The organism is Paraburkholderia sp. GAS32 (assembly GCF_050434225.1).
In the GTDB taxonomy this organism is placed as follows: domain Bacteria; phylum Pseudomonadota; class Gammaproteobacteria; order Burkholderiales; family Burkholderiaceae; genus Paraburkholderia; species Paraburkholderia madseniana.
The window spans coordinates 105,200-129,658 of the sequence record NZ_JBNPVS010000028.1 but is presented as its reverse complement, the minus strand read 5'-3'; the positions used below and the strand labels follow the sequence as shown (position 1 = coordinate 129,658).

Below are 24,459 nucleotides of genomic sequence, written 5' to 3'. Positions count from 1 at the left end.
TATGAGGTTCAGCCTTGAAGCGAGAGTCTCACGTCCCGATCGTGGTGAGGCGGTATTTTCCACGAGCGTCCAGCGATTGAACGTCACACATAGTCTTCGTTTTCCTTATCAATGCGCGGCGAACCAAACGTATTGGCGTGAGAATAAAAAGGAAAGCGACCCACCCCCAAGCGAAGAATAGAACCGTCGCCATAAAGCTTGCTTTAAGGTCTGCGTTCCAATGCAGCGATGGTTGAAACCCGGGCATGTGGAAGCATCCGGAGAACTGAAATCGTCCGTTTCTTACATCGCCTTGCACCCGCAAGAGTGCGCCCATGTCGGGCGAAAAAAAAGCCAGGGCGGTGAAGCCCTGACCGAGGGGATGCTGCTGGTTGAGAGGACCAGCAGCATCCGAAGACGGCCACCGCGCCTGAGAACGCGGCAGCCGAGTCACAAGATATCGCTGTTTCAGCGTCGCCCGAATTGATGTTTACCGCGTGGCGTACGAAGCGACGGCAGCCATTGCGTAGGTATTGCCCGTGTGCGTTTCCTGACGAAACCCGTGCGCGCATACGTGCCGGCAACGACGCGCCCCCCTGGTACCGCAACAACAGCGCAGCGAGCGCAAAAGCTCAATGCCGGGCGTTGCTCCAGTGCGGCCAGTAGTGACGGTGAGCCAGTTGCCTGAGCCGCTTTCGGCGCATCTGCTCCCGGTAATAATGAGCGGCGACGAACACGGGTGCCATCGCCAGCACGAACGAACTCATCACGATTCCCACTGCTTCACTCATCGGAACCTCCATTCACGACATGACTTATCGCGGGCACATGAGCCGCGTGCGCTACCGGTTGGTCCATTGCGTGTTCTAACTGGCCGGCGCTGCACTCTTCGCCAAAGCCGGCGCCCGGCTGAACAACATGGGCGAAAACAATCATCGACCGACGCGCGAGCGCAAGCGCCGCTTCCCCCCCAAGGGGTCTCCTGCGCGGCGCGCGTAGCCTCCACACACCCACTTATCGAACCGGTCAACGCGGCCAGGCGTTCACCAGATTGGTGACGTTGACCGTGCCGATGCCGGTGGCAAAGTTCCAACCAGCACCGGTGCCGTACGCTTTCGAATAGCTGCTGTTTCTCGTTGAGAGGACGCCGTAATTGCCGCTCGGGCGATAGCAATCATTCGTGCCTGAGCAGTTCACGTCAATGTCGCCGAGCGTAATGTCATAGAAGACGCAGTTGCTGGCGACGCCATTGCCGCGACTCGAATTGCAGGTGCTGGTCCCGCCCGACAGATATTCCGTGGCCGCGAGGAAATAGTAGACCGGGTTCGGATTACCCTGCCGGGACCCGGTCGCCTGGTTCACCAGGGCCTGGAACCCGGCCCATATCGGCGCGGCGAATGACGTTCCCCCGCCGCCGGCCCACCCGCTCGGGGCTCCTGTGCAAGCCGCACCGCCATCCGGCACGTCAGAATCGCAGACAATGTAGTAGTGGCCCCAAACGCCGTTGGCCGCGAAGAGTGAGACATCAGGAAGATCACGCACGCCGTCGGCGGGGTTGCCCAACAGCAGAAGCAGCGTTTGCCAGACCGGCTTGGCATAGCCGCGGCACGTTCCGCTCACGACACCGCTCACCGACGGCGCACCCGCCGCACAGCCGCTTGGGCCGCCGCTGCCGCTCGCCGTCGTCAGGTAATTGGCGTTGCCGGTCGGGCTGTTGCAAAAACCGGTCGTGCCATAGGTCGTGCGGTAGCCGTTCGCAGCAGCAGTCAGCACGCTGGCGCAGGAATCGTTCCACGGAATTTCCGGGACGTAAGATATCGCCGAGCCATAGGTCGCGGCATTTGCCGCGGTCCAGTAAGAAGCCGTGGTCCGGGCATAGGTGTCGCCGAAATCAGTGCCCCCAACCGCAACGTTGTAGGGTGTCGAGGCAAAGCCGCTGACTCCGATTCCATGGGTGGCATTTCCCAAATTTGCGTCGCAGCTCGCGGCCCCTTCGTCACCGGCCGAGACAAAAACAGAGATGCCGCGGGCGACCGCCTGCTGGTAGACCGAACTGTAAGCGGCATTGGCGGTGGCCCCGTTCATCGCCTCGCATTCGCCGTAGCTGATACTGATTATCGCCGGCGGGTTGCTGCTGTTCACGAGGTTCTGGAGCGCGATCAGGCCGCCAAACGTGGTACTGGTGTCCCCGCAGGACGCGAGTACGACGGCGGCGCCTGGAGCCGCGGCACTGGCCCATTCTGCGTCCAGTTCAGCTTCTCTCTCGTTGCCCGCGACGACTCCGGGATTCGTGCAGTTGTTCGCACCGCTTGCCGGCACCGGATGGATTTGAGTAAAGGAGCCCGACGTGTAGCTGGACAATCCGAAGGTCGAGCGGAAGGTCGTCCAGTCGGCTGGGCTGTAAACGTTGGTGTTCTCGATCACGACGATCGTCTGGCCTTGGCCGGAGATGCCGGAACGAAACATCGGGTTCAGATTGTAGATCGTAGCGAGATCCGCGGGAGCGACTGCATGATAGGTTGAACTGCCACTGGTGTACGTGTATTCGGGTCTGGACTTGAAATTTGTGTGCGGCCGGAAATCATTCAGTGACACGATCCCATTCACCACATCCGAAAGTGCTGCCGGAATTCGGGGATTGCTCATGTTCGCGACATGCCCGACGCCGCCCACGTCGAGCCGATGAATTTCTGTCCTGAACGCGTCGCGGATCTGCCCGGCGGTGCCCGAGAAGTCAATCACCATGCCACCTGCCTGCACGCCGTTCACCGTGAGTCCGTGCCTCGAAAGCCAATTGCTGACCATGCTCACATCGGCGTCTGCCGGACCGAAATTCGCGCGGAATTGCTCGGCCGTGAGCCACTGATGGAAATAGGGCGACTTCGGATCATGGAGTAGATCGATGAAGCGCACGAGAGCCGCTTCGGTCTCGGTTGGGCGCTTGAGCAGAAGCTGCATGTGGTCAAGCGCAAGCGTGTCGTCGACCCGCCCGAGATCGTTCTGCGCGCTTGCCTCGGGTCGGATATTGCCGGCCAGCTCAATGGTCTGCCGCTCGTCGACAACCTGAGTGACGAGCTGCCGTGTCGTTTGCGCTATTGCTTCGGATGACGTACAAACCACAGTGAAAAGAATCAGAACAATGACCCGGAATCTTGATTGGAATCGAGTGAACATGTCGTTTCTCCGTACACGCCCTCGCAACATCGGCCACCCACCTTATGCATCCGAAAATCAGCAGCAAGTCGTATTCGGAGCTTGTCGAGACAGCACCCCAATCATCCAGCCGGGGCAAATTTCAACGGCCTTCCTGAGAGCATTGAGCGTAGGGACGTACATTGCTCGCAGACAACCTCAGGTCGCGGCGACGGCCGCTCACCTTCGACCGCAACTTCCCATGCCACGGAGAGAAAGGCAGTCTTCGCTCTCGTCCTGGCACCGGTCAGTCAATCGATAGTAGGAACCATTGAGCCGCTGTCAAGGCTCCGCCGCCCTATGCCCGTTTGCACGATTCGGCGGGCTCGAATTCACCACGTGTGCACCATCGTGCGGCACGTAACAGGTGCTGAATTCGCCAATAAATTGACTCTTCGCTGTTGCACCACGCGGCAACGACGCCGTTTGATTCCTTCTCCACCCAGCGAACGTCATGCACATTGGATATTTGCCAGAGTTACGCTCGCACAAGGAGCCCCTGCTTCGACATATAGCGTTACGCCAAAGCGAAAAGGTGTTTGAATTGCGCGTTCTTTTTTAACGATTTTCTATCGAACTATTTACGGACAGGCATCGGCATCGCCATATGCACGATTTAAGATTGGATTTCGAAGATAGATAGACCTATAGTACCGGTCACACACGAATGTAAAACACGTCATTGAGCAGTATTCGAAAATGCACCGGGGGCGGGCATGGGTATATTGATCGATGAGGACATCGCGCACATCGAGTGCGTGATGCGTCCGTCGTTATGCGGGTTTGAAGACGGCCCGATTCTGCCAGCCGAATATTGGCGCAGACGGCTCTACCGGTTACTCGACTCGTGCCATCTCACGAAGGTCCAGTTATGCTCGATCGATAGCCTGCTTCTGCAGTTGGACCGGTTCGACGTGGAGCAGCATGATGAGCCGCGCCGTCCACGACGCACCGCACCCGGCAGCAAGCCGAAGGCAGTGCTGTCCCGGCGACGGGACTGCAGATGCTGTACAGGCAGATCGGAGCATCCCCTCGCCTCAGCGTTGCCTCTCGAACCTGTGGCAGAAGCCGATATCGGCGCTCCAGATGCCCATGTCGTCAAGGGCGCAGGGGCGAAGATCTTTTGACACAACCCGGCTTCATTGGATGAAGGTTTTTTTCTCTCTCAACGCACCCCTTTCCTGTCACCTTTTTGGAGCAAGCGATGAATCTGTGGAATCCTGAGCAAAACTCTGTGGGGCAACAGGCTAGCATGGAAGCATCGTTTGCTTTGGCAAACAGAACCGTCGAGATTTTTCAGAAGATGATCGAACTGAATCTGAAAACCGCCAGGTCGAGTATCACCGAAACCAGAGAGGTAGTGTTCGAAGCGCTATCGGGAAACAGTCTTCAAGAATGGGGCGCACTGCACAGTGGCGCGGCGGAACGGATCGCGCCGCAAATCCAGTCGTACTACCGGCAATTATTCGCCATTGCATCAAATTCCCAACTGGAATTTGCAAACGTCATCAATGAGTATGTCACTGGGCAGCAGCGCAAATTGCAGGAGGCGATTGGCGGGGCCGCGCGGCATGCGCCGGCCGCTGCAGAAACCGCCATTACATCCTTGAAGTCTGCGATTGCCGCCGCAGGCACCTGGTACGAGACGACGTACAAGGCCACTCAACAGGCGATCCTCGCTGCAGAAGGCAATGCCGCAGCAGTGAGTGAAGTCGTGTCAAAAACCACCAGGCAGGCGGCCGAACGGGCTGCTCGTGCTACATCGAAGTAGTCGTTCCTTCCGCGACGTACGGCTGTTATGTCCGCATCTGCAGGTCGTCAAACTGCGAAATTCATGGTGTGGGAACGCTCCGATCTTTTCGGAGGCCCGTGCGTCGCTTTTTTCTTTGAATCGACGATCAGGTAACGGAAATGACGAATCAGATCGCCCTTGTCACAGGTGGGACCGGCGGGATTGGCGAAGCCATCAGCATCAGACTGCGCGATGCCGGCTACACGACCATTGTCACTTACTCGCCTAAAAACACAGGCGTCGACGCGTGGCTTGCACGCATGGAAACCCAGGACCGCCTGCTCCACGCCTATGCCGTCGATGTGGCGGACCACGAATCGTGTGCAACGTGTGCCGGAAGAATCCTCGACGAAGTGGGCCCGGTTGACATCCTGGTCAACAATGCCGGTATCACCCGCGATGCCGTTTTCAGGAAGATGGACAAGGTCGACTGGGATGCAGTCATCCGCACCAACCTCGATTCGGTCTTCAACATGACGAAGCCCGTCTGCGACGGCATGGTCGAGCGTGGCTGGGGACGCATTATCAATATATCCTCGATCATCGGTTCCAAAGGCGGCTTCGGCCAGACCAACTATGCGGCCGCGAAAGCAGGCATCCACGGCTTCACGAAATCGCTGGCGCTCGAGGTCGCGAAAAGAGGTGTAACCGTTAACACGATCTCGCCAGGATTCATTGCGACGCGGATGGTGATGGCGGTGCCGCAGGACGTCCTCGAAACCAGGATCATTCCCCAGATACCTGTCGGACGGCTCGGACAGCCAGCCGAAGTCGCCGCGCTAGTCCTGTACCTGTGTTCGCGCGAGGCAGGTTTTCTGACCGGGGCGAATATCGCCATCAACGGCGGCCAGCACCTCCAGTGAGTCGAAGTGCCGACGTCCGGATCAATGCAACTCTGAGGTTCAGGCGGTTAAACGTGGGCTAGCGAAGCCATCCGTGCCGGGAGGACGCTTGTCTGCGTGACCGTCAATCCGTACATGGTATGCGCAAGGCAAAAGTACATGACCCGCTCTTCGGTCCTCTGTGCGGTCACGCCGGACCGGGTATGCGCATTGCTCGCCTACCTTCGGAATCGCGCCGTCTCCGCTCGCCTGCGCGCCGACGGCAACCAGCCGTTATCGCATCCATGACAGATTCACCCTGCCGTGCAGACTTGTGGTCCTTGTCGGGACCGTCAGTCAAGATATGTTCCGGAAACGGCAAAAACAAAAGAACAGCGTACGCTGTTGATACCTTTCGCATTCAGTCGTGCAATCTTCCGGGGAACCCCGACATGACATCTCACCGTCTGCCTGAGTACCGGCCCGCGCATCGTGGCGACGCTAACAATTCGGCTATTGTCAGTGGCACAATCACCTCAGTTTTTGAAGAGGTCGCACGCCTCGCTGCGACGATTTGCGAGGTGCCGATCGCCGCAGTAACCTTGCCGGATCCTGACTCGAGCTGGCTTCATTCAGATGTCGGGTTATCTGCGGAAGAGTGGACGGCCGCTGAGGCGGCGTTCTGCCTGCTCGTTGCGGGCGACCATCAAGCGGTTGAGGTGGTCGATGCGGCTGACGATCCTCGCGTTGCCCAGAATCCGTTCATCTTCGGTACGCTTGAGATCCGGTTCTATGCAAATACGCCGATCCTTCTCCCGATGGGGCAGTGCATAGGTGTGCTGTCGGTGGCGGCATGCGAGCCGCAACGACTGACTCGTATGCAACGTGCTGCTCTGGACAGCCTGGCGCATATTGTCAGCACCTGCCTGCTCAATCCCACTGCGGGTGCCCTCGCCGACGCCCCGTTCGGGAAGGGATTCAATCTGAACACCGCTCCTGAGCCGAAAACAGACCTCGTCGTGCTGGCCAGTTCCAGTGGAGAGATCGGCTACGTTAGCGACGCCTCCGCTCGCTATATGGACGGCTCCTCGTCGAGGCTTGCAGGTGCCAACCTGCTTGATACGGTTGCCGACGAGGACCGCGCATCGGTGGCCGCGGCTCTACGTGACGTGGTGACGCGTCGATCGGGCGCGACGCTGGTCGCCCGTATGTCCACGATAAATAATGTCGAACGATGGGTGCGCTGGAACTACCGACCGGTGACAGACATCGACGGACGGATTGTGGCGATCCATGCAGTGGGACGCGATGTTAGTGAACGCAGGCGCGCCGAACAGGCGTTGATCGAGAGCGAGCGGAGGTATCGCGAACTCTACGAACGCACCCCGGCGATGCTTCACTCGATTGATGTGCAAGGCAGGCTCATAAGCGTGAGCGACTTATGGCTTCGCACGCTTGGGTATGACCGGGTCGAGGTGCTGGGGCGGCCGTCATCCGATTTCCTGACACCCGCGTCGCGCGAGTACGCCCGTCAGGTCGTGCTTCCCGAGTTCTTCCGCACCGGTCATTGCCGCAACGTCGAATACGAAATGGTGCGCAAGGACGGCGAAGTGATCGACGTATTGTTGTCCGCCTTTCTCGAAAGGCAGAGCGACGGCGTGCCATGGCGGTCCATGGCCGTGATCGAGGATATCACTGAGCGCAGGAAGGTCGAGGCCACCCTGCTCGAAAGTGAGCGCCGGTATCGCGCGCTTTTTGAGCACATGCAGGTCGGATTCGTATTGCTGGATATTGTCAGCGACGCAACTGCGAAGGTTGTCGATTTCCGGTTCGTCGCGGCAAATCCGGCAATTGCAAGGACAAGTCATATTCCGTCCGATCTCATGATCGGCAGGAAGGTCTCCGAGGTGTTTGCCGGGCTGGCAGACCTGGAATGGGACTGGCTCGGCACGCTAACTGGGGTTGTACTCACCGGCGAGCCGGTTGCGCGACAGGATATACCGACAGCAGCGGACGGCTGGTTTGACATGGTGGCATATCGCCCCGGCCCCAATCAGTGTGCTGTTCTGGTCCTCGAGACCACCGAGCGCAAGCGGATGCAGGCGACCCTTGCCGAACAGCATGAATTCCTCCAGATAACGTTGCATTCAATCGGCGACGGCGTCGTCACAACCGATCCGCACGGTCGCGTCACATACCTGAATCCAGTGGCAGAGCGACTAACGGGCTGGCTCATTGCCCAGGCGCGCGGCCTTCCGCTGGACGATGTATTTGATGCCCGCAACGAATCAACGCGCATACACGCTCCGAATCCCGTCACGCAGTGTCTGAGTGAGAACCGCGTCGTAGGTAACACTGACAATACCGTCCTGATATCACGGTCTGGTGCAGAACATGCGATCAAGGATTCCGCTGCCCCGATCGTCAGTGCGATTGGCGAAGTTCTGGGTGTCGTTCTGGTGTTTCACGACGTGACCGAAGAACGTCGGCTCACCAAAGAAATGAGCTATCGCGCCACACATGATGCCCTCACGGGGTTGCTAAATCGCGCGGAATTCGAAACGCAACTTAACCGCGTGCTAATCCATGCACGCGAGGCAGGCAGCAAACACGCCATGCTGTACATCGACCTTGATCAATTCAAGGTCGTGAACGATACCTTCGGGCATATCGCCGGCGACCAGTTGCTGCGACAAGTGACGGAACAGGTGGGACAGTGTATCCGGGCAACCGACACACTAGCCCGGCTAGGAGGCGACGAGTTTGGCGTCATCCTGGAGCAATGCGACACGGAGCAGGCCCGTCGGGTCGCCTCCCAGATCTGCGAGCGCCTCGACGAATTTCGATTTGCCTACAACGAACGTCGCTTCCATATTGGTGCGAGCATCGGTCTGGTACCCATTGACGATCGCTGGCCAACGACTGCGGCCGTGCTTCAGGCCGCTGACAATGCGTGCTACGCCGCCAAGGACGCCGGGCGTAACCGTGTGCACTCGTGGTTCGACGCCGATCAGGCCGTAATCGCGCGGCACGGCGAGATGCAGTGGGTCACGCGTCTGGAGCAGGCCCTCGATGAAGACCGTTTCGAGCTATATGCCCAGCGCATACGGGCGCTTGGTCAGCAGGAGAACCATCTTCGGTGCGAACTTCTGTTGCGCCTGCGCGAGTCTGATGGGACTCTGGTACTGCCCGACGTTTTTCTGTCAGCGGCTGAACGTTTCCACATGGCCTCCCGCATTGACCGCTGGGTGGTCAAATACGTATTCGCATGGATGACACACCATCGCGACCAGTTGGACCACGTTGACAGTATCGCGGTGAACCTCTCCGGCCAGTCCATTGGTGACCACGCCTTCCATCGGTACGTGAGGGATCTGGCTGACTCATTTCAATTCGACACGCATAAGCTTTGCTTTGAAGTAACAGAGACAGCGGCGATCACGAATCTGTCAGTTGCAACGGAGTTCGTCCAGTCGCTGCGATTGCGCGGCATGCACTTCGCCCTGGACGATTTCGGAAGTGGCGCATCGTCGTTCGGCTACCTTAAAGCGTTGCCTGTGGACTACCTCAAGATCGACGGACAGTTCATCACCAATCTCGAACATGACCCCATTGATCAGGCGATGGTGCGGTGTATCTGCGATGTAGCAAAGGCAGTCGGCAAGCAGACCATTGCGGAATTCGTCGAAACAGCCGCCGTCGCGGCATTGCTGCGAGACATGGGAGCCGACTACATACAGGGGTACTTCGTCCATGTCCCCGCCCCTATGGAGGAAGTTCTTCTCCGCGGGGTTGATACACGTAGTTGACCAACGACAGGACACCCGTCCGGTGAACGGGTATACGATGCGCGTCTCGCCCGCTTCATTTGTTGACTGATCATCCGCCGCAACGCGCACACGCGCTGCCCCACAATTTACTTGACATCTAAACTATCGACGCCTAAATTACCCTCCAGAGAAAGGTCCACATGGAGAGTCAACATGCGCATCGTATGTATCGGCGGCGGCCCGGCCGGCTTGTACTTCGGCCTGTTAATGAAGGGCCGGAACCCGGCATATGACGTCACGGTGGTCGAGCGCAACCGCCCCTATGACACCTTCGGCTGGGGCGTCGTATTCTCCGACCAGACGCTCGGCAATCTGCGCGCCGCCGACGCCCCGAGCGCGGACGCGATCCTCGACGCCTTCAACCACTGGGACGACATCGAGATCAATTTCCGCGGCAGGCAGGTTCGCTCGTCGGGCCATGGCTTCTGCGGCATCGGCCGCAAACGTCTGCTGAATATCCTCCAGGCCCGCTGCGAAGAACTGGGCGTCAAGCTGGTTTTCGAAACCCAGGTCACGGACGACACCACCTACGACGCCGACCTGATCATCGCCTGTGACGGCGCCAACAGCGCCATCCGTCAGAAGTACACCGCCACTTACAAGCCCGCGATCGACATGCGCGATTGCCGCTTCGTCTGGCTCGGCACCAAAAAGCTCTTCGACGCCTTCACGTTTGCTTTCGAAGAAACTGAGTTCGGCTGGTTCCAGGCCCATGCCTACCGCTTCGACGATCAAACCTCGACGTTTATTGTGGAAACACCGGAGCGCGTGTGGCGCGCCGCCGGTCTCGACGAAATGAGCAAGGAAGATAGCATCGCGTTCTGCGAGAAGCTGTTCGCCAAGTATCTGGACGGCAACCCGTTGCTGTCGAACGCCGCGCATTTGCGCGGGTCGTCGCAATGGATTCGTTTCCCGCGCGTCGTCAACGAGGAGTGGGTTCATTGGCGCGGTAACGCCGATGGCACGCAAACGCCGATCGTACTGATGGGCGACGCCGCGCACACCGCGCACTTTTCGATCGGCTCGGGCACCAAGCTCGCGCTCGAAGATTCGATCGAACTCGCCAACAGCATGGGCGCGCATCCGGGTGATTTGCCCGCTGCGTTGCAGCACTACACGGATGTCCGCAGTATCGACGTATTGCGCATCCAGAACGCCGCGCGCAATTCGACGGAGTGGTTCGAGCATGTCGACCGCTATACGTCGTTCGAACCGGAACAGTTCGCGTATTCGCTGCTTACGCGCTCGCAGCGCATTTCGCACGAGAATTTGCGGGAACGTGACGCAACCTATCTCTCGACGTTCGAAGACTGGCTCGCACACCGCTCCGGCATTGAACGCGCGCCTGAAAAGCACTCCGTTCCGCCGATGTTCACGCCCTTCACGTTGCGTGGCGTCACCCTGAAAAACCGCGTCGTCGTCTCGCCGATGGCGCAATACTCCGCCGTCGACGGCATTGCCGGTGACTATCACCTGATGCATCTCGGTGCCCGCGCCATGGGCGGCGCCGGGCTGGTCATGACGGAAATGACCTGCGTGTCGCCCGAAGCGCGCATCACGCCCGCTTGTCCCGGCATGTACGCGCCGAAACATGTCACGGCATGGAAGCGAATTGTCGATCTCGTGCATAGTCAATCGGACGCGAAGATCGGCATTCAGCTAGGGCACTCCGGCGCAAAAGGCTCGACACGTGTAGCGTGGGAAGGCATCGACCAGCCGCTTGACGAAGGCAACTGGCCGCTCGTGTCCGCTTCGCCGCAGCAATATTTAAGCGGCGTCAGTCAGACCTCGCATGAAGCCACACGAGACGAACTTAAAGAAATCGAAGCGCAATTCGTACGCGCCACACAAATGTCCACGGAAGCCGGCTTCGATTGGCTCGAACTGCACTGCGCACACGGCTATTTCCTCTCGAGCTTCCTGTCGCCGTTGACGAATCAGCGCACCGACGAATATGGCGGCTCACTTGAAAACCGTCTGCGTTACCCGTTGCAGGTCTTCAAGGCGATCCGCGCCGTCTGGCCGCAAGACAAGCCGATTTCCGTGCGTATTTCCGCTAACGATTGGGTCGAAGGCGGCACCACGCCCGACGACGCCGTTCAGATCGCCCGCGCGTTCAAAGCCGCAGGCGCGGACATGATCGACGTCTCGTCGGGCCAGGTCAGCAAGCAGGAAAAGCCCGTGTTTGGCCGCATGTTCCAGACGCCTTTTGCCGACCGCGTGCGCAACGAAGCCGGCATCGCAACCATCGCCGTTGGTGCGATCTCGGAAGCGGACCACGTGAACAGCATCATCGCGGCAGGCCGTGCCGATCTCTGTGCGATCGCGCGGCCGCATCTGGCTAACCCGTCGTGGACGTTGAATGAAGCCGCAAAAATCGGTTACTTCGACGTGACGTGGCCGAAGCCCTATACAGCAGCCAAGTCGCAACTCGAACGAAATATCGAGCGTGAGCGCGCCCAGGCTGCGGCGAACGCGGGCCTGTCGCCACAAGAACGCGCGCAACGCGCTGAGGGGACAACGTGAATACGCCCAACACGACCCTCGCAGGACAGCACGCTGTCGTCACAGGCGGCGGCAGCGGCATCGGCGCGGCAGTGGCCGAAGCGCTGTTGCACGCTGGCGCTCGCGTCACCCTGATGGGACGGAACGCACAACGTCTTGATGCGCAGCGCGAGAGTTTCAACGGGCTCGGCGAGGTCGCCTGCATCAGCGTCGACGTCACAAGCGAAGAATCGGTTGAGAAGGCATTCGCACAAGCCGGCGCAATCGATATCCTCGTCAACAACGCCGGCCAGGCGCAAGCCGCGCCCTTCGCTCACACCGACATGGCGCTCTGGCAGCGCATGCTCGACGTGAACCTCACCGGCGTCTTCCTCGGCACGCGCGCCGTGTTACCCGGCATGCTCGATCGTGGCCACGGCCGCATCGTCAATGTCGCGAGCACAGCGGGGCAAATCGGCTACGCCTACGTCGCCGCTTACTGCGCCGCGAAACATGGCGTGATCGGCCTGACGCGTTCACTCGCGCTGGAAGTCGCAACCAAGGGCATCACGGTCAACGCCGTCTGCCCCGGTTATACAGAAACCGAACTGCTGCATGCATCGCTCGAACAGATCACCAGCAAGACCTCACGCACCGAACAACAAGCGCGTGAAACCTTGCTGCGCACGAATCCGCAGCGTCGTTTCGTGAGCCCGGAGCAAGTCGCGAACTCAGTGCTTTGGCTCTGCCAACCCGGCTCGGACGCGATCACGGGTCAATCCATTTCCATCTCCGGTGGAGAAGTAATGTGACCAAGTTATCGAACTTCAAAAAGACCACGACGGTTGAAACAAAGCCGCCGCGCAAAGGCGTCGCCAAACCAGCGGAGAACGTCGTGGATCTGGAAATGAGTACCGGCGCCGATAGTCACATGGGCCTGCGTCTATGGTTGCGCATGTTGACCACAACCAATCTCGTGCAAGCCGAACTGCGCAAGCGCCTGCGCAACGAATTCGACACCACGTTGCCGCGTTTCGATTTGATGGCACAACTAGAACGTCATCCGGGAGGCCTGAAGATGACCGAACTGTCGCGCCGTTTGATGGTGACGGGCGGCAACGTGACCGGCATTACGGATCAGCTCGAAAAAGAAGGTCTGGTTTCTCGTGGCACCGATCCCAACGATCGCCGCTCGATCAGCGTGTGCCTCACACCCGCGGGTCGCAAGGCGTTCGACAAGATGGCCATCGCGCATGAGCAATGGGTTGTCGAACTGTTCGGCGGCTTGAGCCTCGACGAAAAATCGCGGACCCATCAGCGCCTCGGCAAACTCAAACAACATCTGCTCGACAGTCTGAAAGACTGATCCGCACCGAACTGGAGACACTCATGACACGATCCAACGCCGACGCGCTACTAGCCGGCAACCGCCTGACACTCGCCGGTTACGAGGCGCGGCACTTCGGCTGGTCGGTCGCCGACAAGGTCGCGACGATCACGCTGAACCGCCCCGAACGCAAAAACCCGCTGACGTTCGAATCGTATGCGGAGTTGCGTGATCTGTTCCGGCAACTCGCGTACGCGACCGACGTGAAGGCAGTCGTGATTCACGGCGCAGGCGAGAACTTTTGCTCCGGTGGCGACGTACACGACATCATCGCGCCGCTGATCAATCTGCCGATGCCGGAACTGCTGCTGTTCACACGCATGACCGGCGATCTGGTCAAAGCGATGCGTCACTGCCCGCAACCCATCATCGCCGCAGTCGACGGCGTCTGTGCCGGCGCCGGTGCGATCCTGGCAATGTCGTCCGATATGCGGCTCGGCACCGCGCGCAGCAAGCTCGCGTTTCTGTTCTCTCGCGTCGGCCTCGCGGGTTGCGATATGGGCGCTTGCGCGATCCTGCCGCGCATCATCGGTCAGGGACGCGCCGCCGAATTGCTGTTCACCGGCCGCTCGGCGAGTGGTGACGAGGGCCACGCATGGGGCTTCTATAACCGCCTGTGCGAACCGGCAGCGCTCATCGCAGACGCACAGAAGCTCGCCGCCGATCTCGTCGCCGGTCCGACCTTCGCGCACGGCATCACGAAGAAGATGCTGCACCAGGAATGGAGCATGAGCATCGACGAAGCGATCGAATCGGAAGCGCAAGCACAGGCAATCTGTATGAGCACGCGCGATTTCGAACGTGCGTATAGCGCGTTTGCCGCGAAGTCCCGCCCTGTCTTCGAGGGAGATTGAATTGAGCACCAACAGCGATCTGGATCTGCACAGCGCACTGGCCTGGCCGTTTTTCGAACCACGCCATCGCGAACTGGCTGCGGGTATCGAAGCATGGTGCCGCGCGAATCTCTCGCACGTAGAACATGACGACGTCGATGCAACCTGCCGCCGCCTGGTCCGTGAACTCGGTGCAGCGGGCTGGCTGAAATACGGTGTCGGCGGCGTTGCCTACGGCGGGAATGGCGACACGATCGAAACGCGCGCGGTGTGCCTGCTGCGTGAGACGCTCGCCAAGCATTCCGGTCTCGCGGATTTCGCCTTGGCGATGCAGGGACTCGGCTCTGGCGCGATCTCGCTCGGCGGCACTCATGAGCAAAAGACACGTTATTTGCCACGGGTCGCAAATGGCACGGCTATCGCCGCCTTCGCTTTGTCGGAACCGGAAGCGGGATCGGACGTCGCTGCGATGTCCCTCTCAGCGCGCGAAGACGGCGACTTCTACGTACTCGACGGCGACAAAACGTGGATCTCCAACGGCGGCATCGCCAACTTCTACGTAGTGTTCGCCAGAACCGGCGAAGCGCCGGGCGCACGCGGCATCACCGCCTTCATCGTCGATGCCGACACCCCGGGTCTGGAAATCGCCGAACGCATCGACGTGATCGCGCCGCATCCGCTAGCGCGTTTGCACTTTGCCGGCGCACGCGTGCCGCGCAGCCAGATGCTCGGCGCACCCGGCGAAGGTTTCAAACTCGCGATGCGTACGCTGGATATTTTCCGCACCTCGGTGGCGGCAGCGTCGTTGGGCTTCGCGCGTCATGCGATGGCTGAAGGTCTCTCGCGGGCGGCGTCGCGCAAGATGTTCGGACAGACGCTCGGCGATTTTCAGTTGACGCAAGCCAAGCTCGCGCAAATGGCATTGACGATCGACAGCAGCGCATTGCTGGTCTATCGCGCAGCCTGGCTGCGCGATCAGGGCGAACAGGTCACGCGTGAAGCCGCAATGGCCAAGTGGCACGCAAGCGAAGGCGCGCAACAGGTGATCGACGCCGCCGTGCAACTCTATGGCGGCATGGGCGTGCAAAGCGGCACAGCCGTCGAGATGCTCTACCGTGAAATTCGTGCGTTGCGGATCTATGAAGGCGCGACTGAGGTGCAGCAGTTGATTGTCGGCCGCGACCTTCTGAAGGCGCACGCCGCGGAAGTCATCAAGGACGCGGCGAAATGAACGCGACCTTCGAACGACCTGTCCGTATCCGCTTCCAGCACTGCGATCCGGCCGGCATCGTGTTCTTTCCGCAATATCTGGTGATGACCAACGCGTTGGTCGAAGACTGGTTCAACGAAGGCATGCAGATCGACTATGCGCAAATGATCGCGCAACGCCGGGTCGGCTTGCCGATCGTCAAGCTCGATTGCGAGTTTTCGCGGCCGAGCCAGATGGGCGAAACGATCACGCTGTCACTCAGCGTCACGAAGGTCGGGCGCCGCTCGATCAGTATCGAGATCGTCGGCCAGCACGGCGACGAAATCCGGTTTCGCGCGAAACAGGTGCTGGTAACGACATCGCTCGAAAGCGGCACATCCATCGACATTCCCACAGACATCGCGAGCGCGCTCGCGGCGTTTGTCCCACAGCCTGAATCCATCGAGGCGCATCGCTCATGAAAAAAGCTCTCCTTCCCGCCGGTTGGATCAAGCCGCGCGGCTACGCGAACGGCGTTGCCGCAACCGGCACGCAGGTGTTCATCGCCGGCCAGATCGGCTGGGACGAACAGGCGCGTTTTCAGACCACCGACTTCGCGCAGCAGGCGATTCAGGCGCTCAAGAACATCCTCGCCGTCCTGCACGAAGCGGGCGGCAAGCCCGAGAATCTGGTCCGCCTGACGTGGTACGTCACGGACAAGCGCGAATACCTCGCCTCGCTGAAAGATATCGGCCGTGCGTTTCGCGAGTTGATCGGCGACTACGACATCGCGATGAGCGCGGTACAGGTCGTTGCATTGATCGAAGACGAAGCCAAGGTCGAGATCGAAGCCACGGCAGTGATTCCGCAGTAAGCACACGAAACACGCAATAGCCAGCCACCAAGCCAACCGAAGCGCATTCAGCCGGCTCAACGCCCGGGAGACCATGATGGAACCGTCAGCACACGTCGATACCTTCGCGCGCGACAATCTTCCGCCGCAGGATCAATGGCCTGTCTTTCTGCTCGACAACCCGGACGTTGCTTACCCGGCGCGCCTCAATTGCGCGACGGAATTGCTCGACAGAACGATCGAAGCGGGACATCGCGACCGTCCGGCGATCTGGTCGGACGTGGATGGAAAACCGCAGGCGACCACTTACGGCGGGTTGCTCGCCTTGGTGAATCGCAGCGCGCACGTGCTGGTCGATGAGATGGGTTTGCAGCCTGGCAACCGCGTGCTGTTACGCGGACCGAACACCTTGCACATGGCAGTGACGGCGCTCGCGGCGCTGAAAGCCGGCCTCGTCGTGGTGCCCACCATGCCGCTGCTGCGTGCGAAAGAACTCAAGCAGATCATCGACAAGGCGCAAGTCAACGCCGCGCTATGCGACGCACGCCTGACCGCCGAACTCGCACGCTGCAACGATCCCAAGGACGAGTTCTACTGTGCGGGTTTGAAACAAACGCGCCTGTTTCACGATGATTCCGCCGATTCGCTCGACACCCTCGCGATCAACAAGCCGGGCCACTTCGCCGCCTGCGATACCGCCGCTGACGACGTCTGCCTGATCGCCTTCACCAGCGGCACGACGGGCGCACCGAAGGGTTGCATGCACTTTCATCGCGACGTCCTGGCGATGTGCGATCTGTTTCCGCGTCATGTTCTGAAACCTTCACCGAGCGATGTGTTTTGCGGCACGCCGCCGCTCGCCTTCACATTCGGCCTCGGTGGTTTGCTGTGCTTTCCGCTGCGAGTGGGCGCGTCGACGGTGCTGATCGAGAAGCTCACGCCCGAGACCTTGCTGCAAACCGTCGAGCGCTTTCACACGACGATCATGTTCACCGCGCCGACGTTCTATCGGCAGATGGCGCCGCTCGTTGCGCATCACGACGTTTCAAGCTTGAAGAAAACGGTCTCGGCGGGAGAGGCGTTGCCGGATTCGACGCGCAGGCTATGGCACGACGCAAGCGGCATCGAGATGATCGACGGGATCGGTGGCACGGAGCTGATCCATATTTTCATCTCGGCGCAAGGCGACGCGATCCGCCCGCATGCCATCGGCCGCGCGGTGCCGGGTTACGTCGTGCAGGCCGTGGACGACGCCATGCAACCGGTCCCGGCTGGCACAATCGGCAAACTCGCGGTGCGCGGGCCGACGGGCTGCCGCTATCTCGCCGACGAACGGCAAGCGAAGTTCGTTCGCGACGGCTGGAATCTTCCCGGTGACTCGGTCTATCTCGACGAAGACGGTTACGTGTTCTATCAGGCCCGCGCCGACGATATGATCGTCTCCGCCGGCTACAACATCTCCGGCCCGGAAGTGGAAAGCGTGTTGATGCAACACGACGCGGTGGCCGAATGCGGCGTGATCGGCGTACCCGACGAGACGCGCGGACAGATCGTCAAGGCCTTCGTGGTGCTGAACCCAGGTTATACGCCTGACGACCAAATGGTCGCGCAACTGCAGGATTTCGTTAAAAATAGCGTGGCGCCGTATAAATACCCACGCGTCATCGCTTTCATCGACTCGCTGCCGCGCACCGAAACCGGCAAGATCAAACGCTTTGAATTGCGTACGCTCGGGTAGCCCCTCATGTAGTCCCTCTTTCCTCGGCAACTATGTTGCATGGGATCGGAGTAAGAGACGCACCGCATGGCTCGCCCCTTTCGTCAAAGGGGCGAGCAAATAGAGCCCCGCCTCGGCACAACGCCCCTATGATGTGACGCTTCACCGGCCAACCTCCTTCGACCCATGCTGATCGTCCATCATCTGAACAACTCCCGCTCGCAACGCGTGTTGTGGCTGCTCGAAGAACTCGGCGTGCCATACGAAATCAAGCGCTACGAGCGCGATCCGAAAACGATGCTGGCGCCGCCCGAGTTGCGTGCGGTGCATCCGCTCGGCAAGTCGCCCGTCATTACGGACGACGGCCAGACCCTCGCCGAATCCGGCGCAATCATCGAGTATCTGGTCGACAAGTACGGTCAAGGCCGCTTCGCGCCCGCAGCGGGCACGCCCGAGCGGCTGCGCTACACCTACTGGATGCACTATGCGGAAGGCTCGGCGATGCCGCCGCTGCTGCTGAAACTGATCGCCCTGCGCATCGCCAGCGCGCCGATGCCGTTCTTCGCCAAGCCGATCGCCCGCAAGATCGCGTGGACGCTGCAATCGAGCTTCCTCGATCCGCAGTTGAAACTGCACCTCGGTTTCATCAATAAGGAATTGAGCGCGACCGGCTGGTTCGTCGGCAACGATTTCACGGCGGCTGACGTTCAGATGAGCTTTCCGCTCGAAGCCGCCACCGCGCGCGGCGGCATGGAAGGGCAGATTCCCGCCGTCGTCGATTTCCTGAAACGCATTCACGCACGGCCCGCCTATCAGCGAGCGTTGGAGCGCGGCGGCAAGTACGAACTGCTGGGCGGCGATTAATGGGCAACCCCGCCCAGGAATTCGTAGTTGTGGCTTAAAACTCGCGGGTGCTAGACTAAAAATCCCCATTGCCATCAACGGGTTGCCGACCGGGCTTCGACTTCGTGCCGAGCGGCGGAACGTCCGGCATTCGATTGCATCCGCTGGTGCCCGCTTGAGCCTGCTTGAGCCCGCTTCCGCTCGATAGACCACGGCAAAGGAGCCCCTGCATGACCCATTTCATCCACGGCAACAAACGCTGGTTGGCGCTGATCGTTCTGTGCCTCGGCGTGCTCATGATCGTGCTCGATACGACGATCGTGAACGTTGCCTTGCCGTCGATCGCCGCGGACCTCGGCTTTAGCGAAACCTCGCTGGTGTGGGTGGTCAACGCGTACATGCTCACCTTCGGCGGCTGCCTGCTGCTGGGCGGACGGCTGGGCGATCTCTACGGCCACCGCAAGCTGTTTCTCGGCGGCATCACGCTGTTCACGCTGGCGTCGCTCGCGTGCGGCCTGGCGAATTCGCAAATCCTGCTGGTGTGCGCGCGTGCTGTGCAGGGTTTGGGCGGCGCAGTCGTCTCCGCTGTTTCGCTGTCGCTGATCATGAATCTGTTCACCGAAGCGGGCGAACGCGCCAAAGCGATGGGTATCTACGGTTTCGTCTGCGCGGGTGGCGGCAGCATCGGCGTGTTGCTCGGCGGTCTGCTGACCAACCTGCTCAGCTGGCACTGGATCTTTCTGGTCAACCTGCCGATTGGCATCGCTGTCTACGCGCTGTGCGTCGCGCTCCTGCCATCGGCACGCGGCCATGCTCATGGCGAACGGCTCGACGTGGCCGGTGCGGTCACAGTCACCGCTTCGCTGATGCTGGCCGTGTACGCAGTCGTAAATGGCAACGAAGCGGGCTGGACCTCGGCACAGACGCTCGGTCTGCTGTTCGCCGCGCTCGCGCTGCTGGCCGTGTTTCTCGTGATCGAAGCGCGCGTGCAGCATCCGTTGATGCCGCTCGGTCTGTTCCGCCTGCGCAATGTCGCGACCGCGAACGTGGTCGGCGTACTGTGGGCAGCGGCAATGTTCGCGTGGTTCTTCATCTCCGCGTTGTATCTGCAGCGCGTGCTCGGCTACCGGCCCTTGCAGGTCGGGCTCGCGTTTTTGCCGGCCAATCTGATCATGGCGTTCTTTTCACTGGGCCTGTCGGCACGCGCGGTGATGCGCTTCGGTCTGCGCGCGCCGCTTGCCGTCGGGTTGCTGGTCGCGGCGGTTGGCCTTGCGCTGTTTGCACGCGCGCCCGTCAATGGCAGCTTCGTGCTCGACGTGCTGCCCGGCATGATCCTGCTCGGCTTCGGCGCGGGCATCGCATTTAATCCCTTGCTGCTGGCCGCCATGAGCGACGTCGATCCGAGCGACTCGGGTCTCGCGTCCGGGATCGTCAATACGTCGTTCATGATGGGTGGCGCACTCGGTCTCGCCGTGCTCGCGAGTCTCGCGGCAGCGCGCAGTGACGCGATGCAGGCTTCTGAAAACGCGGTGACGGCGCTCAATAGCGGCTACCACGTGGCGTTCCTGTTCGGTGCGATTTTCGCGGCAGCGGCGGGTGTATTGGGCGGTTTGCTGCTGCGCCCGGGGCAACCCGGTGGCGCGAACGCGAACGCGCACGCGGATGCACACGGTGACGGCGGGTCCGCTGCAGCGCAGTCGCGTGGTGCCAGCAACGCGGCAGCGACCGAAAACTACTGACCTCTCCGACCTGAAACAAGGTCGATCGCGGTCAAGAACGCGCCCACCGCAAAACCGCAAGCGCGATCAAATGCGCCGCATCGCGCCTGGCTATGCTGGCTTCATGCTGACGTGAGAGCCGAAATGAACCCCGTTGGAAAAGCGCTCTGGTTTATCGAAAGCCACTTTGCTCGCGAGTTGACACTCGACGACATCGCCAACTGTGGATGCGTGTCGCGCTTTCACCTGGCGCGCGCTTTCGAAGCGGCCACGGGGCTTTCGGTGATGCGCTATGTTCGCGCGCGCCGCTTGAGCGAAGCGGCACGGTGTCTCGCCGACGGTGCACCCGATATTCTGACGGTCGCCATCGACGCCGGTTACGGTTCTCACGAAGCATTCACGCGTGCGTTTCGCGAGCAATTCGGACTGACGCCCGAAGCGCTACGCGCGCGTGGTCACCTCGACAACATCGCCATCGTGGAGCCGATCAAAATGGACGAAACCCTTCTCACGCATCTCGAACCGCCGCGTTTCGAAGACGGCAAACCGTTTCTCGTCGCGGGCCTGAGCGAGCGCTATACAAGCGAAACCTGCGCCGCGATTCCTTCGCAGTGGCAGCGCTTTGGCGAATACTTCGGCAGAGTGCCGGGCCAGGTCGGCAACGTGGCGTATGGCGTCTGCTACAACGCCGACGACGCCGGCAACGTCGACTATTTGTGCGGCGTCGAAGTCAGCGACTTTTCGGCATTGCCTGCCGAACTGAGCCGCTTGCGCATTTCCCCGCAGCGCTACGCGGTGTTCAACCACCGCGAGCATATCTCGACCATACGGCGCACCTGGAACACGATCTGGAATCAGTGGCTGCCGGCATCGGGACATATTCCCGCCGATGCGCCCAACTTCGAGCGCTATGACGAGAAGTTCGATCCGGTCAGCGGCATGGGTGGGCTCGAAATCTGGCTACCGTTGAAGGCTTGATTCGAGGGTTGAGCGGCTCGCTCGAGAAACTAGCCGCTCACTTTGAGCAGCACAGGATCGTTGCGATACAGATCGGGAAACATACGCTTCAGTCCACTCACCTTCGGCAGATCGTTAATCACGATGTACGGGTAGTCAGGATGGAGCGCGAGGAAATTCTGGTGATAGCTTTCTGCCGGATAGAAACCCTTGAAATCTTCCACGCGCGTGACGATTGGCCCTGAAAATACGTGCGCCTTGTCGAGCTGCGCAATATACGATTGCGCGACGCTACGCTGCTCAGGATTGGCCGGAAAGATCGCCGAGCGGTATTGCGTGCCGTGGTCGGGGCCCTGGTAGTTCAGCTCGGTGGGGTCGTGTGCAACCGAGAAGAAAATCTGCAGCAAACGTCCGTACGTTATCTGCGTCGGGTCATAGGTGACCTGCACCGATTCCGCGTGCCCAGTATCGCCCTCGCTGACGGTTTCATATTGCGCAGTGCCAGCGGCACCGCCCGTGTATCCCGAGGCGACCTGCTTCACACCGCGCACGTGTTCGAACACGCCCTGAACGCCCCAGAAGCAACCGCCCGCGAACACAGCGGTTTCGCTATGCATCGAGCCGACGCTCTCGTCATGGGCAGGCGGCGGAATCTTCGTCAATGCTTCGGCTGAGTTCGCGATGCGCTGCGCGGCGAAGACGCCCGCCGCAATGGCGACGCAACCCGCGAGCCGGAAAAACGACGAACGCCTGCGCTGGGAAACCTTGCTGCTAGTAGAAGTTGTTTGCATGATTTTCAGTCTTTCAAGGAGTGGTTGAGTCACGCCGTCAGGCTCAGCTTAGCCAAACGTAAAGGCAAACGCTTGCACGCCTGGATCCAGAAACTCGATCGAGAACGTGTGATCCGCAACATCGCCGGTCTGCCGCACGAGTTGGTAAAGACGCTGCTCGGTGACGGTGCCGGCACCGTCGGCGGCGACGTCTGTTCCGTGCGCAGCGCCCGGTGCGGCACCATCCACGCTTACGCGGAAGCGAACTGGCTTGCCGTCCTTGCCCGGACCGAGCACCAGATGCAGATCACGCGCATGGAAGCGATAGACGATGCGTCCGGACGCCGCGGCGAGCGTCGCTTGTTCGGCACCCACATTCCACACACCGGCCAGCCCCCAATCGTTGACGGCGGGCTGTGACGGCACCGTATAGGTGTGAACCTTGTCCTCCGCCGCGCCGCCGGGCGACACGAAATTCTCGGCACGCTCGTATCCGATATAGGTTTCCGGCGACTGCATGTCGGCGCTGTCGGCCGCTGCCTGCACGCCTTGCACGCCCGTGCCGGTGATGCCGAGTGCGACCTTCGACGCATTCGCGTGCCCTGCCTCGGTCAGCAATTCCTGAATCACCTTTTCCGATTCCGCATAGTCGCCTTCGCCGAAGTGGTGATAGCGAATCTGCCCTTTACCATCGACGAAATAATGGGCCGGCCAGTACTGATTGTTCAGTGCACGCCAGATCGCGTAGTTGTTGTCGATCGCGACGGGATAGTCCACGCCGAGATCGTGGACAGCCTTCTTCACGTTGTCGATATTGCGTTCGAACGCGAATTCCGGTGCATGCACGCCAATGACGACGAGCCCCTGGTCCTTGTACTTCTGCGCCCATGCTTTCACGTAGGGCAGCGAACGCAGGCAGTTGATGCACGAGTATGTCCAGAAATCGACCAGCACAACTTTGCCGCGCAGGTCCTGAACCGTCAGCGGCGGTGAATTCAGCCACTGGACGGCGCCGTTCAAGGTCGGCAGCACACCTTCGACGGGCAACGCAGCCGCGCCGTCTGATGCGCCTTGCGAAGCACGCATCATCGCGCCGGCGTCGCTTGCATCGGCAGCAGGGTTGGCCGTCATCACGGCATCGCTGCCCGATGCATTGGCCGGCGCATTGGTCTTGTTACCCGCCGCCACCGGATTGGTCGGCGTCGCGCCGGGCGACAGCTTGTCGACCAGTTTCTGTTCAAGGCCACCGGTAGCGATGGTCGATACACGCGCCAGCACGCCGGTGTCGAGCCCGAACGCAATCGCCACCACGCCGCCTAGCATCGCCGCGCCGATCCCGCGGCGGATCCATTCGCCCGCGCCCAGAGAGCGCTTCATCGCCGTGAACACCCGGCCGCCGATCAGCAGCGCCACCGCGAGCGAAGTCGCCGCGCCGGCCGCATAGGCCACCAGCAACAGCGTGGTGCCGACGCTCGCGCCCCGCAATGCCGCGCCGGTCAGCACCAGGCCGAGAATCGGACCGGCGCACGGCGCCCACAGCAAACCGGTGGCGATGCCCAGCAGAAAGGACGATCCCGCGCGAACCTGCTGACCGTCGCCCTGCGCGAAATTCGACAGGCGATTGCCGGCGCTCACCAGCGGGCGCATCAGATGGTCCGCGAAACGCGGCAGCAGCAGCGTCAGTCCGAAGACGGCGAGCAAGATGATTGCGAGCCAGCGGCCATACTGGTTAGCCTGCGTGACCCAGCCCCCCCCCACGGCGGCGAGGGTCGCGACGATGGCGAAGGTCAGCGCCATGCCGGCCAGCAATGGCAGCCCGCTGCGCACGAAGGGCTGATCGGCGCGCGCGAAGACAAAGGGCAGCACCGGCAGGATGCACGGACTGAGGATCGTCAGAGCGCCGCCAAGATAGGCAAGAACGATGAGTAGCATGTCGGTTCCGGGCGATGTTGTAAGTCAGTTAGGGTAGTTACACGGCTTGGGTACGCTGCAAATCAGCGGAAAGTGCCCACATCCTAGGGCGCGAGGGGTGTCAAAGTCCTCACGAAAAGTTAAATTAAATGTGATAACTCGCCGCCCGGAAATTTTGCACAA

At 60.7% G+C, this 24,459-nt stretch carries 19 protein-coding genes and 1 pseudogene; 16 read left to right on the top strand and 4 right to left on the bottom strand.

Annotation, left to right across the window (positions count from 1 at the left end; translation table 11 throughout):
• Window positions 1-611 precede the first annotated feature (611 nt).
• Both P3T25_RS29590 and P3T25_RS29585 read right to left on the bottom strand, forming a co-directional pair.
• Window positions 612-770 (bottom strand): hypothetical protein, encoded by a 159-nt coding sequence (locus P3T25_RS29590; RefSeq protein ID WP_171928170.1) that lies wholly within the window; start codon window positions 768-770, stop codon window positions 612-614.
• 235 nt (window positions 771-1,005) lie between these two features.
• On the bottom strand, window positions 1,006-2,937 hold the full coding sequence (locus P3T25_RS29585; RefSeq protein ID WP_429360426.1) for a S53 family peptidase: 1,932 nt from the start codon (window positions 2,935-2,937) through the stop codon (window positions 1,006-1,008).
• On the opposite strand from P3T25_RS29585, the gene P3T25_RS29580 reads away from it, so the two are divergent.
• The 16 genes and pseudogenes from P3T25_RS29580 to P3T25_RS29505 all read left to right on the top strand — a co-directional run bounded on the left by P3T25_RS29580 (window position 2,938) and on the right by P3T25_RS29505 (window position 21,616).
• Window positions 2,938-3,087, top strand: a complete 150-nt coding sequence (locus P3T25_RS29580; protein ID WP_233464890.1) for a hypothetical protein — start codon at window positions 2,938-2,940, stop codon at window positions 3,085-3,087.
• 800 nt (window positions 3,088-3,887) lie between these two features.
• Window positions 3,888-4,091 (top strand): annotated as a pseudogene (locus tag P3T25_RS29575) (hypothetical protein); the annotation flags it as partial.
• 284 nt (window positions 4,092-4,375) lie between these two features.
• A complete protein-coding gene (phaP, locus tag P3T25_RS29570) occupies window positions 4,376-4,942 on the top strand; it encodes a TIGR01841 family phasin (protein ID WP_429360412.1) in 567 nt (188 codons plus the stop codon).
• A gap of 140 nt (window positions 4,943-5,082) precedes the next feature.
• Window positions 5,083-5,826: an acetoacetyl-CoA reductase gene (gene phbB / locus P3T25_RS29565; RefSeq protein WP_429360410.1), complete on the top strand. Its 744-nt coding sequence runs from the start codon at window positions 5,083-5,085 to the stop codon at window positions 5,824-5,826.
• Between the two features lie 410 nt (window positions 5,827-6,236).
• Window positions 6,237-9,593: an EAL domain-containing protein gene (locus P3T25_RS29560; RefSeq protein WP_429360408.1), complete on the top strand. Its 3,357-nt coding sequence runs from the start codon at window positions 6,237-6,239 to the stop codon at window positions 9,591-9,593.
• Window positions 9,594-9,767: 174 nt separating this feature from the next.
• A complete protein-coding gene (locus P3T25_RS29555; RefSeq protein WP_429360406.1) occupies window positions 9,768-12,140 on the top strand; it encodes a bifunctional salicylyl-CoA 5-hydroxylase/oxidoreductase in 2,373 nt (790 codons plus the stop codon).
• On the top strand, window positions 12,137-12,910 hold the full coding sequence (locus tag P3T25_RS29550; protein ID WP_429360404.1) for an SDR family NAD(P)-dependent oxidoreductase: 774 nt from the start codon (window positions 12,137-12,139) through the stop codon (window positions 12,908-12,910). Before P3T25_RS29555 ends, P3T25_RS29550 begins: the two co-directional genes overlap by 4 nt.
• Window positions 12,907-13,464: a MarR family winged helix-turn-helix transcriptional regulator gene (locus P3T25_RS29545; protein ID WP_429360402.1), complete on the top strand. Its 558-nt coding sequence runs from the start codon at window positions 12,907-12,909 to the stop codon at window positions 13,462-13,464. The genes P3T25_RS29550 and P3T25_RS29545 overlap by 4 nt, the downstream gene beginning before the upstream one ends.
• Before the next feature lie 23 nt (window positions 13,465-13,487).
• The gene (locus tag P3T25_RS29540) at window positions 13,488-14,339 is read left to right on the top strand and encodes an enoyl-CoA hydratase family protein (protein ID WP_429360400.1); all 852 of its coding nucleotides are present in this window, start codon (window positions 13,488-13,490) and stop codon (window positions 14,337-14,339) included.
• Window position 14,340: 1 nt separating this feature from the next.
• Window positions 14,341-15,549 carry an acyl-CoA dehydrogenase family protein gene (locus P3T25_RS29535; protein ID WP_429360398.1) on the top strand — a complete coding sequence of 403 codons (1,209 nt, stop codon included), beginning with the start codon at window positions 14,341-14,343 and terminating at the stop codon, window positions 15,547-15,549.
• The gene (locus P3T25_RS29530; RefSeq protein ID WP_429360396.1) at window positions 15,546-15,989 is read left to right on the top strand and encodes an acyl-CoA thioesterase; all 444 of its coding nucleotides are present in this window, start codon (window positions 15,546-15,548) and stop codon (window positions 15,987-15,989) included. Before P3T25_RS29535 ends, P3T25_RS29530 begins: the two co-directional genes overlap by 4 nt.
• Complete coding sequence (locus P3T25_RS29525) at window positions 15,986-16,381, top strand: RidA family protein (RefSeq protein ID WP_429360394.1); 396 nt, start codon at window positions 15,986-15,988, stop codon at window positions 16,379-16,381. The genes P3T25_RS29530 and P3T25_RS29525 overlap by 4 nt, the downstream gene beginning before the upstream one ends.
• A gap of 76 nt (window positions 16,382-16,457) precedes the next feature.
• Entirely contained in the window at window positions 16,458-18,098 is a 1,641-nt protein-coding gene (locus tag P3T25_RS29520) for an AMP-binding protein (protein ID WP_429360392.1), read from the top strand.
• 165 nt (window positions 18,099-18,263) lie between these two features.
• Window positions 18,264-18,941, top strand: coding sequence for a glutathione S-transferase family protein (locus P3T25_RS29515; RefSeq protein ID WP_429360390.1), 678 nt, complete (start codon window positions 18,264-18,266; stop codon window positions 18,939-18,941).
• 209 nt (window positions 18,942-19,150) lie between these two features.
• A complete protein-coding gene (locus P3T25_RS29510) occupies window positions 19,151-20,659 on the top strand; it encodes a DHA2 family efflux MFS transporter permease subunit (RefSeq protein WP_429360388.1) in 1,509 nt (502 codons plus the stop codon).
• A gap of 123 nt (window positions 20,660-20,782) precedes the next feature.
• Entirely contained in the window at window positions 20,783-21,616 is an 834-nt protein-coding gene (locus P3T25_RS29505; protein ID WP_429360386.1) for an AraC family transcriptional regulator, read from the top strand.
• 29 nt (window positions 21,617-21,645) lie between these two features.
• On the opposite strand, the gene msrA is transcribed toward P3T25_RS29505, so the two are convergent.
• Window positions 21,646-22,386, bottom strand: coding sequence for a peptide-methionine (S)-S-oxide reductase MsrA (msrA, locus tag P3T25_RS29500; protein WP_429360384.1), 741 nt, complete (start codon window positions 22,384-22,386; stop codon window positions 21,646-21,648).
• A gap of 48 nt (window positions 22,387-22,434) precedes the next feature.
• Window positions 22,435-24,297 carry a cytochrome c biogenesis protein DipZ gene (locus tag P3T25_RS29495; protein ID WP_429360382.1) on the bottom strand — a complete coding sequence of 621 codons (1,863 nt, stop codon included), beginning with the start codon at window positions 24,295-24,297 and terminating at the stop codon, window positions 22,435-22,437.
• Window positions 24,298-24,459 lie beyond the last annotated feature (162 nt).

Excerpts from the sequence above, each read along its gene's own strand:
- P3T25_RS29590 (WP_171928170.1), bottom strand. The coding sequence starts at position 770 with ATGAGTGAAGCAGTGGGAATCGTGATGAGTTCGTTCGTGCTGGCGATG.
- P3T25_RS29585 (WP_429360426.1), bottom strand. The coding sequence starts at position 2,937 with ATGCAGCTTCTGCTCAAGCGCCCAACCGAGACCGAAGCGGCTCTCGTG.
- phaP (WP_429360412.1), top strand. The coding sequence starts at position 4,376 with ATGAATCTGTGGAATCCTGAGCAAAACTCTGTGGGGCAACAGGCTAGC.
- phbB (WP_429360410.1), top strand. The coding sequence starts at position 5,083 with ATGACGAATCAGATCGCCCTTGTCACAGGTGGGACCGGCGGGATTGGC.
- P3T25_RS29560 (WP_429360408.1), top strand. The coding sequence starts at position 6,237 with ATGACATCTCACCGTCTGCCTGAGTACCGGCCCGCGCATCGTGGCGAC.
- P3T25_RS29555 (WP_429360406.1), top strand. The coding sequence starts at position 9,768 with ATGCGCATCGTATGTATCGGCGGCGGCCCGGCCGGCTTGTACTTCGGC.
- P3T25_RS29540 (WP_429360400.1), top strand. The coding sequence starts at position 13,488 with ATGACACGATCCAACGCCGACGCGCTACTAGCCGGCAACCGCCTGACA.
- P3T25_RS29530 (WP_429360396.1), top strand. The coding sequence starts at position 15,546 with ATGAACGCGACCTTCGAACGACCTGTCCGTATCCGCTTCCAGCACTGC.
- P3T25_RS29525 (WP_429360394.1), top strand. The coding sequence starts at position 15,986 with ATGAAAAAAGCTCTCCTTCCCGCCGGTTGGATCAAGCCGCGCGGCTAC.
- P3T25_RS29520 (WP_429360392.1), top strand. The coding sequence starts at position 16,458 with ATGGAACCGTCAGCACACGTCGATACCTTCGCGCGCGACAATCTTCCG.
- P3T25_RS29515 (WP_429360390.1), top strand. The coding sequence starts at position 18,264 with ATGCTGATCGTCCATCATCTGAACAACTCCCGCTCGCAACGCGTGTTG.
- P3T25_RS29510 (WP_429360388.1), top strand. The coding sequence starts at position 19,151 with ATGACCCATTTCATCCACGGCAACAAACGCTGGTTGGCGCTGATCGTT.
- P3T25_RS29505 (WP_429360386.1), top strand. The coding sequence starts at position 20,783 with ATGAACCCCGTTGGAAAAGCGCTCTGGTTTATCGAAAGCCACTTTGCT.
- msrA (WP_429360384.1), bottom strand. The coding sequence starts at position 22,386 with ATGCAAACAACTTCTACTAGCAGCAAGGTTTCCCAGCGCAGGCGTTCG.
- P3T25_RS29495 (WP_429360382.1), bottom strand. The coding sequence starts at position 24,297 with ATGCTACTCATCGTTCTTGCCTATCTTGGCGGCGCTCTGACGATCCTC.